This is a genomic window from Nocardia sp. NPDC050799, from assembly GCF_040654015.1.
Taxonomy (GTDB): domain Bacteria; phylum Actinomycetota; class Actinomycetes; order Mycobacteriales; family Mycobacteriaceae; genus Nocardia.
Genome location: NZ_JBFAHF010000006.1, coordinates 57,573 through 75,892, shown reverse-complemented (window position 1 = coordinate 75,892; position 18,320 = coordinate 57,573). Strand labels below are relative to the sequence as shown.

General features: G+C 69.7%; 16 protein-coding genes. 11 read left to right on the top strand and 5 right to left on the bottom strand.

All coding sequences use genetic code 11. From position 1 onward, the window contains the following. The first annotated feature begins 17 nt into the window (after nucleotides 1-17). Entirely contained in the window at nucleotides 18-752 is a 735-nt protein-coding gene (locus AB0H42_RS08625) for a hypothetical protein (protein WP_357051889.1), read from the top strand. A 70-nt stretch (nucleotides 753-822) separates the two neighbouring features. Here the strand turns inward: AB0H42_RS08625 and AB0H42_RS08620 are convergent, their stop codons facing one another. Beyond that, a complete protein-coding gene (locus tag AB0H42_RS08620) occupies nucleotides 823-1,872 on the bottom strand; it encodes a putative sulfate exporter family transporter (RefSeq protein ID WP_357051886.1) in 1,050 nt (349 codons plus the stop codon). 37 nt (nucleotides 1,873-1,909) lie between these two features. Between AB0H42_RS08620 and AB0H42_RS08615 the strand changes: the two genes are divergently transcribed. The 3 genes from AB0H42_RS08615 (at nucleotide 1,910) to AB0H42_RS08605 (ending at nucleotide 4,886) form a co-directional block, all read left to right on the top strand. Further along, a complete protein-coding gene (locus AB0H42_RS08615; protein ID WP_357051883.1) occupies nucleotides 1,910-2,815 on the top strand; it encodes a LysR family transcriptional regulator in 906 nt (301 codons plus the stop codon). A gap of 40 nt (nucleotides 2,816-2,855) precedes the next feature. Further along, nucleotides 2,856-3,707 (top strand): crotonase/enoyl-CoA hydratase family protein, encoded by an 852-nt coding sequence (locus AB0H42_RS08610; protein WP_357051880.1) that lies wholly within the window; start codon nucleotides 2,856-2,858, stop codon nucleotides 3,705-3,707. A 126-nt stretch (nucleotides 3,708-3,833) separates the two neighbouring features. Beyond that, a complete protein-coding gene (locus AB0H42_RS08605) occupies nucleotides 3,834-4,886 on the top strand; it encodes a homogentisate 1,2-dioxygenase (RefSeq protein ID WP_357051877.1) in 1,053 nt (350 codons plus the stop codon). A gap of 43 nt (nucleotides 4,887-4,929) precedes the next feature. Here the strand turns inward: AB0H42_RS08605 and AB0H42_RS08600 are convergent, their stop codons facing one another. Further along, nucleotides 4,930-5,760, bottom strand: a complete 831-nt coding sequence (locus AB0H42_RS08600; protein ID WP_357051874.1) for an alpha/beta hydrolase — start codon at nucleotides 5,758-5,760, stop codon at nucleotides 4,930-4,932. 549 nt (nucleotides 5,761-6,309) lie between these two features. Between AB0H42_RS08600 and AB0H42_RS08595 the strand changes: the two genes are divergently transcribed. From AB0H42_RS08595 to AB0H42_RS08585, 3 genes are all read left to right on the top strand, one after another. Further along, nucleotides 6,310-7,443 carry an MFS transporter gene (locus tag AB0H42_RS08595; RefSeq protein ID WP_357052266.1) on the top strand — a complete coding sequence of 378 codons (1,134 nt, stop codon included), beginning with the start codon at nucleotides 6,310-6,312 and terminating at the stop codon, nucleotides 7,441-7,443. A gap of 91 nt (nucleotides 7,444-7,534) precedes the next feature. Continuing rightward, the gene (locus tag AB0H42_RS08590) at nucleotides 7,535-7,696 is read left to right on the top strand and encodes a hypothetical protein (RefSeq protein ID WP_357051871.1); all 162 of its coding nucleotides are present in this window, start codon (nucleotides 7,535-7,537) and stop codon (nucleotides 7,694-7,696) included. Between the two features lie 254 nt (nucleotides 7,697-7,950). Beyond that, nucleotides 7,951-8,997: a YdcF family protein gene (locus tag AB0H42_RS08585; RefSeq protein ID WP_357051868.1), complete on the top strand. Its 1,047-nt coding sequence runs from the start codon at nucleotides 7,951-7,953 to the stop codon at nucleotides 8,995-8,997. A gap of 58 nt (nucleotides 8,998-9,055) precedes the next feature. Here AB0H42_RS08585 and AB0H42_RS08580 read toward each other — a convergent pair whose 3' ends face one another. The 3 genes from AB0H42_RS08580 to AB0H42_RS08570 all read right to left on the bottom strand — a co-directional run bounded on the left by AB0H42_RS08580 (nucleotide 9,056) and on the right by AB0H42_RS08570 (nucleotide 13,454). Next, entirely contained in the window at nucleotides 9,056-9,505 is a 450-nt protein-coding gene (locus AB0H42_RS08580; RefSeq protein WP_357051865.1) for a hypothetical protein, read from the bottom strand. Nucleotides 9,506-9,917: 412 nt separating this feature from the next. Beyond that, nucleotides 9,918-11,246: an FAD-dependent oxidoreductase gene (locus tag AB0H42_RS08575; RefSeq protein WP_357051862.1), complete on the bottom strand. Its 1,329-nt coding sequence runs from the start codon at nucleotides 11,244-11,246 to the stop codon at nucleotides 9,918-9,920. A 261-nt stretch (nucleotides 11,247-11,507) separates the two neighbouring features. Next, nucleotides 11,508-13,454 carry an FAD-dependent oxidoreductase gene (locus tag AB0H42_RS08570; RefSeq protein ID WP_357051859.1) on the bottom strand — a complete coding sequence of 649 codons (1,947 nt, stop codon included), beginning with the start codon at nucleotides 13,452-13,454 and terminating at the stop codon, nucleotides 11,508-11,510. Nucleotides 13,455-13,574: 120 nt separating this feature from the next. Between AB0H42_RS08570 and AB0H42_RS08565 the strand changes: the two genes are divergently transcribed. Genes AB0H42_RS08565 through AB0H42_RS08550 form a run of 4 tightly spaced genes read left to right on the top strand, consistent with a single transcriptional unit; the run spans nucleotide 13,575 to nucleotide 18,293 of the window. Beyond that, nucleotides 13,575-14,612, top strand: coding sequence for a substrate-binding domain-containing protein (locus AB0H42_RS08565; protein ID WP_357051855.1), 1,038 nt, complete (start codon nucleotides 13,575-13,577; stop codon nucleotides 14,610-14,612). 36 nt (nucleotides 14,613-14,648) lie between these two features. Next, the gene (locus AB0H42_RS08560; RefSeq protein ID WP_357051853.1) at nucleotides 14,649-15,431 is read left to right on the top strand and encodes an SDR family oxidoreductase; all 783 of its coding nucleotides are present in this window, start codon (nucleotides 14,649-14,651) and stop codon (nucleotides 15,429-15,431) included. Nucleotide 15,432: 1 nt separating this feature from the next. Continuing rightward, the gene (locus AB0H42_RS08555) at nucleotides 15,433-16,596 is read left to right on the top strand and encodes an ABC transporter ATP-binding protein (RefSeq protein WP_357051850.1); all 1,164 of its coding nucleotides are present in this window, start codon (nucleotides 15,433-15,435) and stop codon (nucleotides 16,594-16,596) included. Next, nucleotides 16,596-18,293, top strand: coding sequence for an iron ABC transporter permease (locus tag AB0H42_RS08550; RefSeq protein WP_357051847.1), 1,698 nt, complete (start codon nucleotides 16,596-16,598; stop codon nucleotides 18,291-18,293). The genes AB0H42_RS08555 and AB0H42_RS08550 overlap by 1 nt, the downstream gene beginning before the upstream one ends. Nucleotides 18,294-18,320 lie beyond the last annotated feature (27 nt).

The following is an 18,320-nucleotide window of genomic DNA, read 5'->3' as shown; positions in this document are numbered from 1 at the left end:
TGATGAGGACATACACCATGAAATTCCGAACCAGCGTAGCGACGGCCGCGGTAGCGGTGGCCTCCCTCGGCGCGGCGGCCACCCCGGCCTACGCCCAGCCCGCGCCCGTACCGCGGGAACTCACCTACGAGATCACCCAGGAGGGTGCCTCCGCGGTGGTGGACACGAACGGGAAATGGCAGCAGGCGGGTGACCAGCTGATCCTGAAGGCCGTCGACGACACACCGCTGACCACGGTCCCGCTGACCTACCGCAAGGACGGTCTCGCCTACCCGATCGCGGCCCGGATCGACGGCGGCATCGCGGTGCTCACCCCGCAGCGCGACCGCGGCGTCCCGGTGGCGCCGGTGCACGCACCGGTGATCACTCCCGAGCAGGCGGGTACGGAGATCGCCGAGCAGTTCACCCCGCGGGATCTGCAGGCGCTGGGTGTGTTCACCCAGCGCGCGACCATGAGCGCCGCCATCGCCGGAGCGATCGGCGCGGTGCTCGGCGGCAGCCTCGGCTGTGTCCTGGGCGCCGCGACCGGCGCGCTGGTGTCCAGCCCGATCGCCCTGCTGCTGGTGCCGTTCGTCGGGGCCACCATCGGCGGCTGCGTGGCGGGCGCGGCGACACTCGGCGCCGCGGGCGGCATCATCGGCGCCTTCCTCATCGGCGGTCCGGTCGCCGTATTCGCTGCCTTCCAGTACTTCTCGACCATTCTGTCGCCGTGCCCGCCGGAGCATCCGGCCTGCCGGCCCAGTACGCCGTAGGGCGGCCGGAGTAGTAACACTCGGCCGGCTCGTTCCGGAAGACGGAACGGGCCGGCCGTCGCGGTGTATGTCAGCGCCATCCCGTCGCGTACTGCAATCCCAGCGCGGACACCGCGAGCGTCACCGTGAGGACGGCGCCGAACAGCAGCGGGCGCGGTCCGGCCGCGCGCAGTCGCCGCCAGGTGAGCGAGGTGCCGATCGCGGCGAGGACCGCGGCGACGAGCCAGGTACTGAGGCCGGTGAGCCCGTCGGTCCAGCCGACCGGCGGCACGCCGATCCCGGCGACGATCGATGCCGCGGCGAACAGCACGACGAACAGCGGAACACTGCGCCACAGCGGAGCGCGCGGTGCCGACGGCGCGGCGCGGCGGGCGGACAGGTGCAGGCCGAGACACAGCGGGACGATCATCAGGCTGCGCACCAGTTTCACGATCACCGCGAAACTCGCCGCCGCCGGGCCGAAGGCGATACCCGCGGCCAGCACCGAGGAGGTGTCGTTGACCGCGGTACCCGCCCACAGTCCGAACGCCCGCTCCGACATGCCCAGCAGCCGGCCGAGCGGCGGATAGACCAGCACCGCGGCGATATTGAAGACGAAAATGGTGCCGAGCGCGTAGGCCACCCGTTCGCGGTCCGGTTTCAGGACCGCGGTGGCGGCCGCGATAGCCGACGCGCCGCAGATGGCGGACCCCGCCGCGATCAGTACCGTCGATTCACGGTGCAGCGCCAGCAGTCGGCCCACCACGACCGCGGTCACGGCCGCCACGCCCAGCGTGCCCAGCAGTACTACAGCGGTTTCCCGGCCGACGGTGAGCACCGCGTCCAAGGGCAGGCCGAGGCCCATCAGGACGATCGCGACGCCCAGCAGATGCTGCCGTGCCCAGTCCAGTCCGGGGCCGAACCGGTCCGACCGTGCGACCCGGCCACCCAGGACCGCCCCGCAGGCCAAGGCCAGTACCGGAGCCCCCGCGAGTGGGACGGCAACGGCCAGTGCGCTGGCCACGGTTGCCAGCGCGGCCGCCAGCGTCAGGCCCGGAAACGTGCGATACACCTGGTTCACCCCTGTGACCTTGCTGAACGTCGGCGCGCGCCGGTAGCCACCGATTCCGGAGGACCTCATAAGAAAACCTGATGACCGGCGTTCCATAATCGATGTCGTGACCCTGCCGCCCACCACCCCCGACCTCGCGGTGCTCGACCTGCTGGTCTCCGTGGCGGATACCGGCAGCCTCGGCGCCGCGGCCCGGCGGCACGGGATGACCCAGCCCGCCGCGAGCATGCGGATCAGTGCCCTCGAGCGGCGGTTGCGGTTACGGTTGCTCGACCGGGGACCCACCGGTTCCACGCTCACCGAGCCCGGTCGCGCCGTGGTCGATCAGGCGCGCACGGTGCTCGCCGCGGCCCGGACGTTCAACGAGACCGTCGCCGCCCTGCATACCGCCGATACGCCTCGGCTGCGTATCGCGGCCTCCAAAACCATTGCCGACCACCGGATGCCGCAGTGGCTCGCCGAGTTGCGCGGGGTCCGTCCGGATATCGCGGTGTCGCTGGAGGTCGACAACACGGCCCAGGTGGAGGCCATGGTGCGTACGGGTGCGGCCGATATCGGATTCGTCGAGGGCCCGCATCCGCCGCCCGGTCTCGGCGGCCGGGTGCTCGGCGCGGACGAACTACTGGTGGTGGTGGGACCCACACATCCGTGGGCCGCTCGTACCCATCCGGTGAGCCTGCGCGAGCTGGCGACGACCCCACTGCTGTGGCGCGAATCCGGGTCCGGGACCCGGGAAACGGTCCAGGAGATCTTGAGCTCCTACGGTCCGCCGGCGCCGCCCGCCGCCGAACTCGGCTCGGCGGTCGCCATCGTCGCCGCCGCCCGGAGCGGGATGGCGCCGGCGGTGCTCAGCACTCTGGTCGCCGCGCCGGAACTGGCCGCCGGTGCGCTGTATCAGGTCGCGCTGGCCGATTCGGTAGTGCTGACCAGGCAGTTCCGTGCCGTCTGGCGGCGCGGCAACCCGCCGGTGGATGCGGCGGAAATTCTCGTGCGGTGCGCGACCGCACGGTGAACCGATCCATATCCGGGACACGGATGGCATGCTGTCCCGTATGGCCGCTATTCGCCTCGATATCTCCGACTCCATCGCCACCATCACGCTCGACCGCCCGGACAAACTCAATGCCTTCACCACAGCAATGGGCTACGAGCTGATCGAGGCCTTCGACACCTGCGACCGCGACGACGCGGTCCGTGCCGTGCTGCTCACCGGCGCCGGACGCGCCTTTTGCGCCGGCGCGGATCTGTCGGCCGGCGCGGAGACCTTCGTCGCCCCCGAGGGCGCGGCGACCGAGGACTTCCGTGATGGTGGCGGGGAACTGGTGCTGCGGATGTTCGAATCGCGTAAACCCATCATCGCCGCGATCAACGGTCCGGCCGTCGGGGTGGGCATCACCATGACGCTGGCCGCCGATTTCCGGCTGGCGGCCGACAACGCTCGCATCGGTTTCGTGTTCAACCGGCGCGGTATCGTCCCGGAGTCCTGTTCCAGCTGGTTCCTCCCGCGCCTGGTGTCCATGCAGAAGGCGCTGGACTGGGTGTATTCGGGCCGGCTCGTGGATGCGGCCGAAGCCCATGAGGCCGGACTGTTCTACGGGCTGTATCCGGCGGAGAGCCTGCTGGAACAGGCCTATGCGCTGGCGCGCCGGATCACCGAGCATTCCGCTCCGGTCTCGGTGGCGCTGTCGCGGCAGATGCTGTGGCGCGGGCTGGGCGCCGATCATCCGATGATCGCGCATCGGGTCGAATCGCGTGGTATCCACAGCCGGGGTGCCAGCGCCGACGCCAAGGAAGGCGTGTCGTCGTTTCTGGAGAAGCGGCCCGCGCGGTATCCCGACAGTGTGGCGCGCGATCTGCCGGACATCTTCGGTGACGATCTGCCGGTACCGCCGTTCCGGCGCTGACCCGGAATCCCTGCGGGGAGTGTACTTTCGGTGACAGATACCTGGGCAAAGATGAGTTCGCAAAAGTGCGCGCGGGGTCCGGGGCGGGTCTAGGATCTGTGGCACAACGAGTTTCGGAGGTGCTGCATGCCGGACGAAGTCCTGGCGCCCAACATCGAGCTTTTCTCCCGCAACGGTTTCGCCGGTCCGAACACGACCATCGTGCGCGCGCAGTACCGGCCCCGTTTCCTGCACGCCCGTGGCGAATACGTGCCGCGGCGCTTCCACACCTGGGACCTACCCGCCGGTGTGTTCGCCGAGCCGAAAGCCCTACCGGTCCCGATTCTCGAGGGTGACGGCATCGGTTTCGAGCTGAATCGGCGCTCGGCCGCGATGTCCTTCGGTTATGTCAATGTCCGGTCCGACGAACTGCACTACATCGTGTCCGGGCGCGGCGAACTCGATACCGAGGTGGGCACGCTCGACGTGCGGGCCGGGGATATCGTCCTGATCCCGCGCGCGGTCACCTACCGGTGGGGTGAGATCGCCGAAGAGATCAACGAGTTCATCGTGGTCACCGCCTCCGAACTCCACCTCGACCCCGAAGGCGCGCCCGGCACCTTCAATCCCGATCTGCACCTGGACCGGCCCACTCCGCACGGCCGCCCCGGGCTACCGGTCGACGACGAATACGAGGTGGTCGTCCGCACCGGCGATACCTTCACCTCGTATTTCTACGATGTCGATCCCATTCCGTGCCTCGATGTACTCGGCGCCCCACTCGTCGTTCGTTTCAACCTCGAACATGTGCAGGGCCTCGCCGTGGCGGAGGGTGGTCTCGCCCCCGCGCGGCTCATGAGCAGCACCTCGGGCAACGATTTCATCTTCGGCACCGGTAGCCGGCGCAGTAGCCGCCCGCCGGTCCATCACAACGCCGATTTCGACGAGGTCATCTGCTACGCCATGGGGCCGTCGCCGTGGGGTTCGGTCGATACGCCCGGGACCGTCACCTGGACGCCCAAGGGCCTGCTGCACCAGGGGCCCGAAGAGGATGTGCAGCCCGGGTACCGCGCATTCCTCATCGAGACCAGGTCGGACCTGACCATGACCCCGGCCGGCCGCGATATCGCGCATCTGATGGAAACCGATCAGTACGGTGTCCATCCGGCCGAGGGGCAGACGGCCGCGGCCGCCCGCTGAGCACGGTGCTCCGGCCGGTTCGATGAAGAGGCGGGCCGGAACACTAGGTCAGCCGATCGAGCCACCGCACCAGGGTCTCGGTCCCGTCCCGGAACCCGGCGGATCGGGGCCGGTTCAGGAAACCGTGCCGCGTGCCGGGCACGATCACATGCTCGGTTTCGATCCCGGCGTCGGTGAGTTCCCCGGCGAAGGTCGTACTCGACGCGCTCAACGAGTCGTAGGCGGCGTCGAGCAGCAGCACCGGCGGCAGCCCGGTCAATTTGCCCCCGCCCGGGAAGACGTCCGGATCGCGCAGCAGTTCTTCCGAGCCCACATAGTTGAGATTCATCCGCCGGATGACGTCCGGGGTGAAAGTGCCGATCCGGCGCCGTCCGCGCAGCCGGGCGCGCACCGGTTCCGGAAGGCGGGGGAGTTCGGCGTGCAGGGTGGCGTAGGCCAGGACCAGCCCGGCCGGTCCCGGCCCAGTCGAGTCGCGTAGCCGTAGCGCGGCGGATGCGGCGAGGCAGGCGCCCGCGCTGGCACCGCCGAGCACGGCCCGGGGTTCGTCGGCCATCAGGTCCGCGACCGCGGTGAGTACATCGTCGAGCGGCGCCGGATACCGGTTGTCCGACGGCTGGTACTTCGGCGGCCCCCACGCCCGGAACCGAGGGACCAGCGCGTAATCGACGGTCCGTACCCGGCGCCCGGATGCGGCGACCCGCAGGGCCACCGCATGTGATTCCAACTGATCGAGCCCGCCCGAGACGAATGCCCCACCGTGGATCCACAGCAGCGGCGGGGCCGCCGGGTCCGGCGTGGCGGGAAGATACTCGCGGATCGGTATCCGGCCCCGGAGTCCGGAAAGGTGCCTGTCACGGATCTGCGTGTCGCCCATCCATAGTCCTCGATCCGAATCCTGCCCCGCCCGGACGGCGTCCGCGGGGCTCACGTATCGCGTGCACCGCCGGCTCGCCGCCGTACGGTCCCGGCGATGGTATCGCCGGACTGCCGCGGCCCGGCGCCGGCCCGGTATCGCCGACCGCGGCGCGAGTGGTCAGCGCCTTCCTCTTGGCTCTGCCCGGACCAGATCGATCGACCCGGAGGTCGAGCCCGATGGTGAACAGCACGCCGAGCCCGAGGACTGCGACGGATGAGCGTGGCGGCGGCCACGAAGGCGAGCAGGTTGGCGGCGGGACCAGCGGTCGTGACCACGATCATCCCGCGCCGCACTCGGGATGATCGCTGATTCGTCTCGCCTCGAATAACGCCGTTCCTACCGGACATACCGGTCACTCGCGCCGGGTCGCGGGTGCCCCAACTCACAGTGGTGTGCGGAAACCTCGCCGCCGGTCGCCTGTTGCACGAGAGCGTGACTTCCACCGCTACCACCACGGCGAGCACAGCTGTCGCTGCTTCTCCGCGCACCGGCTGGCATGTACCGGCGATGCTGGCCCTCGCGCTCGGCGGCTTCGGTATCGGCACCACCGAATTCGTCACGATGGGGCTGCTCCCCGAGATCGCCGGGGCTTTCTGGGTCTCCGAGCCGACCGCCGGGCACGCGGTCTCCGCCTATGCGCTCGGAGTGGTGGTCGGTGCGCCGGTGATCGCGGCCGCCTGCGCGAAGGTGGCGCGGAAGCGGCTGCTGGTGGTCCTTATGGCGGCCTTCGCGATCGGCAATCTCGCCTCGGCGCTCGCGCCGAACTTCGCCACCATGGTCGCCGCTCGGTTCGTCTCCGGGCTCCCGCACGGCGCCTATTTCGGTGTCGCCTCGCTGGCGGCGGCGAGCCTGGCCCCGGCCGGGCAGCGCGCCAAGGCCGTGGCGGCGGTGATGCTCGGGTTGAGTACCGCGAATGTGGTCGGGGTCCCGGCGGCGACCTGGCTGGGGCAGCATCTCGGGTGGCGCAGCGCCTTCGTGGTGGTCGCGGTGATCGGGGTGGCCACGGTGGTCGCGCTGTTGCGCTTCGTCCCGCCGCTGACGGCGATCGTGACCACCGATCCGCTCACCGAGCTCGGCGCGCTGCGCCGGCCGCAGGTCCTGCTGACCCTCGCGGTGGGCGCTATCGGCTTCGGCGGCATGTTCGCCGTCTACACCTATGTGAGCACCACCCTCACCGATGTCGCGGGTATGGGACCGGGCCTGGTGCCGCTGGTGCTCGCGCTCTTCGGTGTCGGTATGGTGCTGGGCAATATCGGTGGCGGTGTGCTCGCCGATCGCGGGGTGGACCGATCGATCTTCGTGGCCATGGGCGCCATGACGGTCGTGCTGCTCGGCTTCGTCGCCGCGGCCCACAACCCGATCACCGCCGGAATCGGTGCCCTGCTGGTCGGGGCCACGGGCGCCGCGCTGGCGCCCGGACTGCAGACCCGGCTGATGGATGTGGCCGCCGACGCGCAGACCCTGGCCGCGGCCCTCAACCACGCGGCCCTGAACATCGCCAACGCGGCCGGCGCCTGGCTGGGTGGTCTGGTGATCGCGGCCGGTTACGGCTATACGGCGCCGGCCCTGGTCGGCGCGGGCCTGGCAGCCCTCGGTGTCGCCCTGTTCACCGTGACCGTGTGGGCCGCCCGCCGCTCCTGACCGCTGCCGGCACCCGTCGAGCGGGCCGCCGCGGGTCCGGCACCGCCGGCCCGGTCACGGGCCCTCCACCTCGGCGACCCGATCGACCGGGGTGCCCGGTGCTGTCGGTGGCGGCGAGATCGCCGTGGATCAGCAAGGTTCGGCCGGGCCGAGGTCGGGGATCGCCGGGCCCGCGGCCGCCGACCCGGCGCTACCGGCCACCATCAGCACGGACACCACCACCGGCAACACCGGGCGCGCAATTGCGCTGTAGCACCGCATCGACCACATCCCTCCGTCTCGCCGCACGCACCCGGATCCGTTCCGCCGAGCGGGATCCGGGAACGTGACGGCGGGCTTCGTACTGCGGGCAGCATACGAGGGTGCGCGAGCGGTCGAGTGTTTCGGGACGACCCACACCCGCACGGGGCCTTACCTACTCCGCGCTGAGGCGAAGGACGGGCAACTTTCCGGGTATACGGCGGGAGTAGCGGCAGCTTCGACCGTAACGGTGGAGGAGGAGAGAGAGTGGATCCTGCGGTATTGCTCGTGACGGGTTGGGCGGCCGGGGTGTTCGGCGCCACCCGGCTCGGCCGGGAGCCGCGCCGGTTGTCCACGGGATTCTTCCTGCTCGCGGCGGTCGCGCTGGTCCTCGCCGGTGCGGGAGCCGCGGTCGCGCGGCTGGCCGACCCGTCCGGCCCGGAATCGGTTTCGGTGCTCCTGGGCGCACTGTTCTCGCTCGGTGTGATCGTGGTGGGCCTCGGGCTGCTCACAAACGGCATCACCGTCGCCCGGCGTGAAGGGGTGCGGCCGATCACCATGACCCCGGTGGTCGTGGGCCTCGGTCTCGTCGTGCTGCCTCTCGCGGCGTTGCTCACCCTCCGGCGCGGACCCGCCGTACCGCACTGGCTGATGCTCATCGCCGCCACGGCCACCCTGGTGGGCATCTACCTGCTGGCGCATCTGCTCGCCTTCGCCGGGCACGCCGTGCTCTACGGCAAACTCCCGGACGAGACGGGCGCGGACGCCGTGGTGGTCCTCGGCTGCGGCCTGAACCGGAACCGGGTCACCCCGCTGCTCGCGGCCCGCCTGAATCGCGCGATCCAGGTCTATCGCGCCGAAACAGCGGCCGGGCGTACGCCGGTTCTCGTCACCTCCGGAGGAAAGGGCAGCGACGAGGCCCTCAGTGAGGCCGATGCGATGGCCGCCTACCTCGTCGCCGCCGGAGTCGCCGAGACATCGATCCTCCGGGAACGTCGCTCGCGCAATACCGAGGAGAATTTGCGCAACACCGTGGACCTGCTCCACCGGTACGGGCTCGACACCGCCGACGCCCGGGTCACAGTCGTCACCAGCAACTTCCATGTGCTGCGCGCCGCGGCGCTGACCCGTCGGCTCGGTATCCGGGCCCAGGTCGTCGGCGCCCGCACCGCGCGCTACTTCATCCCCGCCGCTTTCCTGCGCGAGTTCGCGGCCGTCCTGACCACCCACTATCGCCGCACCCACCTGGCGGTCGCCGCCGCCACGGTTATCGCCCTCGCCGCCGCCGGGGTCGACGCCTACTTTTCCGTGTGAGTGTGCGGCCGTCCGGCTGCCGGCCGCGCAGCGGGACGCACCCGGGCAGGGCACCCGGTCAGCTGAGGGAGCGCTGGACCTCGTCCGGCCCGAGCGCCGTTTCGTGAACGGTCAGCCAGCGGTACCGGTTCTCGTCCGGGTCGGCGCGCAGTACCGCGGTCGTCCGCCGATACTCGCTGGTGTCGCCGTCGCGATGCTCTTCCACGAAGCGCACCACGGTGAGATCGGCCGAGCCGCGGACTGTCTCGACATCCGACACCTCGATGACCAGACCCGGCCGACTGTTGCGGGCCCGGTGCAGTCCCGCGAGCAGTTCGGTTTTCCGCACCACCGCGCCCGCGACCGTCACCATCGAGAATTCGTCGTGCTGAGCGGCGGCGAATCCGTCCAGCACCTGGGGAGACGCGGGTGTGCCGAGCCAGGTGGCCAGCAGCGAGTGGACCCTTTCGACCTCCGACCGCGCATTCAACGGTTCGGCGGTATCCGGCAGTCCACTTGTCTCGGTCATAGCCGGCACAGTACCGGCCGGGGGCGTACGCGACAGGCACCCGCGCCCGGTCTCATCGGTACCGAGCCGGGGAGCCGGCGAACCCGTCCACCCCGGTGAGTTCGACCGACAGCGTCCACAGAGGCTTTTCCGGCGGCCGATTCCGCGTACGGCGGGCGGGCGCCGGGTCTACGACACCGCCGATGTGGAATGGCTGCTGCTGTGCAAGCGGTCTCCTACGCGACGGGTGTAGGGCCACCGGCCACGGCCGAGCCCTCGGTGCCGCGTCGCACCCGACCGGCCGCTCGGCTGCCGTGGTGAGCCCGCGGGGCCTGCGCCGCGGGCGCGGAGCGGGGCGCCCGGCGACTGCGGGTGGCCGGTGCCCTCCGCCCCTACTCCGAAAGTTGCGTCCCGAAAGCGATCGGGACTGCGCTCAGACCGCTACCGGCCGGTCTGCCGCAGTATCGGCCGCGGCGCGGCCGAAGACGAGTGCCGGCGCGATACCGCCCGCGTACGCGTTGTCGTAGAGACCGCCGGTATCGGACCCCGCCGCGTACAGACCGTCGATCGGGTCGCCCGTGGTGGAGAGCACCCGGGCGGCGGCGTCGATGCGGATCCCGTGGAACGGGAAGGTCAGCGCCGGACAGGTTTCGATGAGGTAGTAGGGGCCTCGGTCCAGCGGCTGCGCGTCGTAGGTGCGGGCGGGGGCCACCACGTCCCCGGCGGCGTTCACCGCACGGATCTGTTCGGCGATGGCGTCCCCGTCGTAACCCCATTCCGCCGGCAGGTAGGCGAAATCGTCCAGGGTTTCGGCGATTCCGCAACGCCCCTCGCGGCGCCGGGTGAGATCGAATTTGTCGACCGCCACCGCGCCTTCGACATAGCTGCCGAGCACCCGGTCGCGGTAGACCCGTTCGTCGGCGACGAGCAGCCCCCGGGCCTCCGGCTGCTCGAGCAGCCGCATGGCGGTCAAGTGGTCGCCCAGGGTTTCGTCGGTGAAACGCCGATTGTCCAGGTTGAACAGCAGGGCGTGTTCGCTGTAGTACAGCGACAGTGCCACGAAATCGGCGGGGTCGCGGAACGGAACCTGCGTCGGCACCAGGTGCCCGTAGAACCCGGAGTTCGGTGTACCGGTGGCGGCACCGACCCCGGTGGCCAGTCGCAGTCCGTCTCCGGCGCTCGCCGGATTGGAGCGCAACTGCATGGCCGGCGCCTGCGGATGGATGTTCTCGGCGACCAGTCCGGCATCGGCCTGGAACCCGCCGGTGGCGAGTACGACTGCGGTGCAGCGGATCTCGAGTTCGGTCCCATCCGGGCGGCGGACCCGGGCGCCGGTCACAGCATTGCGTTCGGTCAGCAGCCGAACGGTCTCGGTGCCGGTGAACAATCGCGCGGCGGCGGTGACCCGGCGCCGGCATTCGTCGATGTACTGGTTGGTGTCGAATTGATGCCCGACCCCGTACCGGAGCACGGGGACCGGATCACCGCATTGCACCCCGAGCGCGCGGATCCACGCGAGAGCCGCGGGGAACCCGTCGACCAGCGCGTGGCGCAGTGCCGGATCGCCGTCCGGGTTCACCTCGTCCATCACCGCGCGGGTGGGCGCGGTCCAGGCGTAGCCGGCATACCGTGCCGACCCGCCGACCTTATCGGCCTTCTCCACCACCACGACCGAGCGTCCCCGGTCGAGGGATCGGGCGGCGGCGGTGAGGCCGGCCATTCCCGCGCCGATCACCAGTACATCTGTGTCGATTGTCCGCATACGTGTTTCCTTGTCGCTCGTTACGCGGGTGGGCGCCCGCCGTGGATCCGGGGCCGGTGTCGAAGGCCGCCGACGATCCCACGGTGACGATCGCACCGCCGCCGATACCCGAACCCGCTCCGGTCACCAGGGCCACCGTGTCGCCGAACTGTGCTGCCGTCATGGTCTTCTCCAAGGGATATCGATACCGTGGGACAGGTGGTCTCGGGGGACCGGAGCGGGTTCGATCTCCGGAAGTAGGTGGGTCGGCTCCGGCGGCGATCACCCGGCCCGGACGCGGGAGCGGCGGTCGCTGCCGAGCACGGCAGCCGCGGCGGCACGGCCCTCGGCGATCGCATGGGAGACCCGCCGGGGCACCACCGCGTCGCCGATGATCTGGACTCGGGTGTGCGCCGGTTCCTGTGAGAACGACTGCCAGTCGGTGGCCTGTCGTTCGCCCGCCACGACCACCCGGTCGCAGATCAGTTCGGTCGTGCGGCCGGAGAGGAGATTCCGGTAGCTCACCACGGTCTGCGACTCATGCCGCGTCACCTCCGCCACCGCGGCCTCGACGACGAACTCCACCGGGCGGCCCGCCAAGCGCCGCCGCAGCTGGACCCGGCTCTCCGCCGGGATGCTCGCGGCGACGGCCGGTCCGGGCACGAGTACCGTGACCTGGCTTGCGCCGCCCGCGAGGGCGGCCTCCACCACGCCGAGGGCCGGCCAGTAGCCGAAACCGTCGTCGACGACCACCACCCGGTCACCGGGCCATATCTGCCAGGGGTCGATCAGGGCCGCGGTGGTCGTCGCGGTGCCGGGGGTCGCGGTTTCGGTGGCGCCGGTCGCCACGATCACCTCGTCGTATCCGGTGAGATCCGCCGGTCGCGCGCGGTAGCCCAGTTCCAGCGCGGTGCCGCCGAGATTTTCCTGGTAGTAGCGCAGCAGCGCCGACCAGCCGGTCCGGTTCGGCGCCTGCGCCGCGGTGCGCAACTGGCCACCGATCCAGCGGGTCGCTTCGAAGACGGTGACGGTGTGGGTCGGGGCCAGCCGGAAGGCGGCTTCCAATCCCGCGGGCCCGGCGCCGACGATCGCCACCCGCGGCCCCCGGCCCGGTGCCGGACCGAACCGCAACGGCCGAGCCGGGCGGGCCGGCTGCCCGGGCGGCGCCAGATCCGGGTTGACCGAGCAGAGCAGGACCGGGGTGAACGATCGGCAGTCCTCGTTGCAGGAGACGCACGGCCGGATCCGGCTGTCTTCCCCGCGCAGCAGCTTCCGCGCGATATCGGGGTCGGCGACGAAGGGCCGCGCCATGCCTACCAGGTCGGCGCCCGCGGCGAGTGCCGCCTCGATATCCGCCCGGGACCGGAACGCCTGGGAGACCAGCAGCGGCCGGTCGGTGGCCGCCCGTAACCGGTGCAGTTCCGGGAGCAGTGGAGGTCCGGCGGTCGCCATATCGCGGACGTAGGTGGTACGGACGCCCACCGTCACATTGATGTAGTCGAACATGCCCAGCCGCGGCAGTAGTTCGCAGAGGCCGTCGGTGTCCAGCCCGGCCTCTTCGGCGCCGTCGATCGAGACGCGCACGCCGAGTGCGAGTTCCGGGCACGACGCGGTGATCGCGGTGTGCAGCCGGTGCAGGATCGCGGCCCGTCCGGTGAGGGTGCCCGCGTCCGGTCGGGTGTTCGAGGCCGCGGCCAGGAACTGGGCCAGCAGGTATCCGTGCGCGGCGTGTAGTTCCACCGCGGCGAATCCCGCCTTCGCGGCGTGCCGGGAACTGAGCACGAAGGCTTCGACGAGCGCGTCGATATCGTCGTCGGACAGTACGCGCGCCCGCACCGGTTCGCGGGGGGAGCGAACGGGCGAGGGCGCCACCGGATGCTCCCAGATTTCCGCGCCCAGCGTTTCGCGTCCCAGGTGGACCAGTTGGCAGACCGCCACCGCGCCTTCCTCGGTGATGGCCCGGGCGCGCCGGCGCAGTCCGGGCAGCCCCGCGGGATCGGAGGCGTCGGTGATATTGCCGGTGCGGTTGCCCGAATCCGGGCCGACCACGGTGCCGCCGGCGATCACCATGGCCGCGCCGCCGGCCGCGCAGCGCCGCCAGTAGTCCTCGTCGCCGGGCTGGGCCGTACCCGCGCTGACCGCCCCGGACCCGTGCGCGGTGGCCACGAGACGGTTGCGCAGCGTCAGGGAGCCGATCCGCAGCGGGGACGACATATGAGGGGAGCCCACCGTTCCTCCTTGAACTGGATTCACTTCATATTATTGCCACACAGTGATTGACACCACAATGGGTATGGCATAGTTTCAAACTGACATCAGTTCAGTTCGCGGGATGTGGGTATTCGCACCATGAAGTTGTTGTTCAAGGTCACGGCGGCCGCGACGGCCCTCGCTGTCATATCGGTTCTCACGGCGTGCGGCTCGAGCCCGGGCGCCACCGGGCCCGTATCGGGCGCCTGGTCCGACGTCGAGGCGGCCGCCGAAAAAGAGGGCAGCGTTCTGCTCTACTCGAGCCAGAAACCCGCCAACCTGGAACGGCTGGAGAAGGCGTTCGAAACGAAGTACCCGCGCATAGACCTCGAGTTCGCGCGCGGGACCGACGCCGATATCAACCCGCGAGTGGAAACGGAGAACCGCACCGGGCGCGGCACGGCGGACGTCCATATGCTCACCGACGCGACCTGGGTCGCCAATGCGGCCCAATCGGGCAGCTATTCGGCCGACCTGGTCGGTCCCCATCTGCAGGCGCCGGAGTACCGGCCGGAAACCAGTGTGCTGGAGAACCGGTTCGCGCTGAGTAGCGCGGCCGTCTTCGCGCTCGGCTGGAACACCGCCGCGGTACCGGGCGGTCTGCGATCCCCGCAGGACCTGCTCGATCCGAAGTACCGGGGCAAGATCGGCATCGTCAACCCCACCGGTATCGCGTCCTACGTCGATCTCTACCGCTTCTACGCGCGAACTTACGGCGAGGACTACTGGGACCGGATCGCGGAGTTGAAACCGCGCATCTATCCGAGCGCGCTCGGTATCGCCCAGGCGCTCACCTCCGGTGAGATCGTGGCGACCCCGTCGGTACAGCCGCTGGTCACCGAGGTGGCGGCCGGTGCTCCGGTCGACTGGGCGCTGCCGTCGCAGCCCTGGGGCACACCGTGGTACACCCACGCGCTGAGTGTCGCGCCGCATCCGAACGCGGCGCAGGTCCTGGTCGACTACATGACGACCCGCGAGGGCCAGACCGCCCTCAACGACGGATACGCCGCGGCGCTGCCGGATATCCCGGGCGCGGTCGTGCAGGCGCAGGAGATCGCCGCCCCGGATACCGCCGACCTCACCCCGGGCAAGGTCACCGAGTACTCGCAGGAATGGGCGCGCCGTTTCCAGGGCTGATCGGGCTCCGATTCACACCGACCGACAAGGACCGCTATGGACAACAGGGCCGAGCCCCTGCAGCACACCCACGTGCTGGTGACCGGGGCCTCCGGGGGAATCGGCGGGGCGACCGCCGAACTCTTCGCCGCCAGGGGCGCGACCGTCCACCTCACCGATGTGGACGATATCGCGGGCCGGAAACGTGCGCTGGCGCTCGGCCCCCGGGCCCACTACCACCATCTGGACGTCACCGACGAGGGCGACTGGTACGCCGTGGCGACCGCGATGGAGCAGGCCGGGCATCCGATGAACGTACTGGTGAACAGTGCCGGGACCGCACTGAAGGCGCCCTTGGCGCAGACGACGCTCGCGCAGTTCCGCCGGATGATCGACCAGCATCTGGTCGGAACGTTCCTCGGATTGCGGACCGCCGCGGCGGCCATGACCGGCGGGGGTGCCATCGTGACCATCTCGTCGTTGCGCGGTGTCCTGGCAACCGCCGAACTCGGCGCCTACGGGGCGGCGAAATCCGGGGTCCGCGCACTGACCAAGGTCGCGGCGCTGGAATTGGCCGAGCAGGGGATCCGGGTCAATTCGGTCTGTCCCGGCAGTATCACCACCGAGATCACCTCGGCGCCCGGTTTCGCCGCCGACGATATGGAGACATATGTCCGCAGTATTCCGATGCAGCGCCGCGGCTCCCCGGCGGAGGTGGCGGCGGTGATCGCCTTCCTGGCGACCGCCGACAGCAGCTATGTCACCGGTATCGACCTCCTGGTCGACGGCGGGACCGCCGCCGGTGTCCGCACCCCCAAACTCTCGACTCAGAAGGCATGAGATGACGTCGCAATTCACCGTTTCCGGCCTCACCAAGACCTACGGCGCGAATACCGTCGTCGACCAGCTGGACCTCACCATCGAAGATGGTGAATTCCTGGTCCTGCTGGGGCCCAGCGGATGCGGGAAGACCACGACCCTGCGGTGTCTGGCGGGCCTGGAGAACCCGCAGGGCGGTTCCATCACGTTCAAGGACCACACCGTGTTCGACGCCGCGGCCCGGGTGAACGTGCCCGCGCACAAACGCAATATCGGCATGGTCTTCCAGTCGTATGCGCTGTGGCCGCATATGACGGTGCGCAAGAACATCGGCTATCCGCTGAAGGTGCGCAAGATGAAGGACGCCGTCGCGGAAGGCGCGGTGGAGGCCGCCGCCGACATGGTCGACTGCGCGCAACTGCTCGACCGCTACCCCTCACAGCTCAGCGGCGGCCAGCAGCAGCGGGTCGCGGTGGCCCGCGGCCTGGTGGCGCGGCCCGATCTGGTGCTCTTCGACGAACCATTGAGCAATCTGGACGCCCGCCTGCGCGACCAGGTACGCACCCAGATCCACCGGCTGCATCAGCAGCTCGGTTTCACCGCGGTATTCGTCACCCATGATCAGTCCGAGGCATTCGCGCTCGGCGACCGTCTGGCCATCATGAAATCGGGCCGGATCGAGCAGTACGACACGCCGGAGCGAGTATTCGAGAACCCGATCTCGGACTATGTCGCCGCGTTCATCGGGATGAGCAACCGGTTGTCGCTGCGCCGCGGCCACGACGGGTGGAGCACCGCGGCGGGAGATCCGATAGATCTCACCCACGCGGTGGTTCGTGCGCGTGCCGACGAGAACAGCGCCGCGGTGGCCCGGTTGCGCCCCGACGATGTCCTGCTGCATGCCACGACCGACGAGGTACCGCTGGGCAGTGTGGCGCTGCATGCCGAACTCGTGACCTATGAGTACGGCGGCCGCTACTTCGATGTCACCGTCGAAACCGGCGGCGAACAGTTGATTCTGCGCGCGCCCGCGGCCCAGCACAGTTCGGCGCTGCGCGGGAGCCGGCCGGGAGCACCGCTGGTGGTCAGCTTCTCGCCCGCGAGTCTGCGGGTCTTCCCGACCTCGGGCGAAACTCCGGCCGAGGCCCCCGAACCGGTGGCCGCCACGGCGGGAGGGAACTCCTGATGGCCACTCTGTCGACAGCCGCGGGCCGCTCGTTCGCCGTCCCGGCACAGTGGCGGTCACGCCTCGGCTACCTGGCACTGCTGGCCGTCCTCGGGTATCTGGTGGTGCTGCCGATGATTCGGCTGCAATCGCTGGCCTTCGAGGACGGCGCCCGCGGTTATCGCGCGCAGTACACCCGCTTCGATATCGGCGAGACCATCCAGACCACCATCGCACTGGCGCTGGGATCGCTGGTGATCGCGATGGTGCTCGGCACCCTGCTGGCCTTCGCCGCGAGTCGGCTGCCCGACCGGCTCGGCTTCCTGCGGATCATTCCGATCCTGCCGATCGTGATGCCGGCGGTGGCCAATATCGTCGGCTGGGCGTTTCTGCTGTCCCCGGGCCCGGGGTATCTCAATGTGCTGCTGCGGAAGCTACCGTGGTGGAGCGGTTCGGATTCCGGGCCGATCGATGTCTACACGGTGCCGTGGATCATCATCCTGACCGGTTTCGGCCTGACCTCGTTCGTGTACCTGTTCGTCAGCGCCGGAATGCAGAACATCAGCGCTGAACATCTCGAAGCCGCGCAGATCAGCGGATCGTCGACCGTCGGCGTGTTCTTCCGGGTGGTGCTACCGCTGCTGCGCCCCTCGCTGATCTACGGCGGCGGTATCGCCCTGCTGCTCGGGCTGGGACAGTTCACCGGCCCCCTGCTGCTCGGCCAGAACTACGGCGTGCAGGTGCTGACCACCGAGATGTACCGGCGGGTGTCGGAATCACCCTCGGATTTCGCCGCCGCCGCGGCGGCCGGTTCCCCGCTGGTGATCTTCGGTCTGGTGCTGGTGCTGATCCAGAAGGGCCTGCTGGGCAATCAGTCCCGGTTCGTCACCCACGGCGGAAAGGCCTTTGCGCCGGCTGGTGGGCGGTCGCTGTGGGCCACCCTCACCATCATCGTCTACGCGCTGTTCGCGCTGGTCATCCCGCTGATCGGTCTGGTCATCGTGTCGTTGACGCCCTACTGGTCGGGATCGCTGTCGTGGGATCTGCTGACACTGGACAACTTCCGCACGCTGGCTGCCGACAACGCCATCGTGGAATCGGTGCTCACCAGCGTGTCGACCTCGCTGGCCGCCGTGGTCATCTGCGTACCACTGGGCTATCTGATGGCGACCCTGCTGGTGCGGGGACGGCAGTTCAAGGTGCTCGCCCTGCTGGCCGATCTCGTCACCGCGCTGCCACTGGGAATTCCGGCGGTCATCTTCGGTGTCGGATTCCTGCTCACCTACACCGAACCGCCGCTGATCCTGTACGGCACCAAAACCGTCATCATCCTGGTCTACATCGTCCTGATGCTGCCGTACGCGACCAGAATGCAGATGACGGCCATGCTCTCGCTCGGCAACACCTACAGTGAGGCGTCGGCGACCAGCGGCGCGTCACCGCTGGCGACGAACCTGCGCATCATGCTGCCGCTGATGCGACCCACCATCCTCAGCGCCGTCGCGCTGATGTTCATCCTGCTGACCCACGAATTCGCGGCGTCGCTGCTGGTGCGGGCCTCGACCACCCAGGTGATGGGCACCCTGCTGTTCGATCTGTGGCAGAACGGGTCCTATCCGCTGGTCGCCGCCATGGCCCTGCTGATGACCGCGGTCACCACCGGCGGCGTCGCGGTCGCGATGCTGGTGGGCGGCCGGAACGTCCTGAACAAACTGTGACGCGGGAGCTCTCTGCCGTCACCGGAA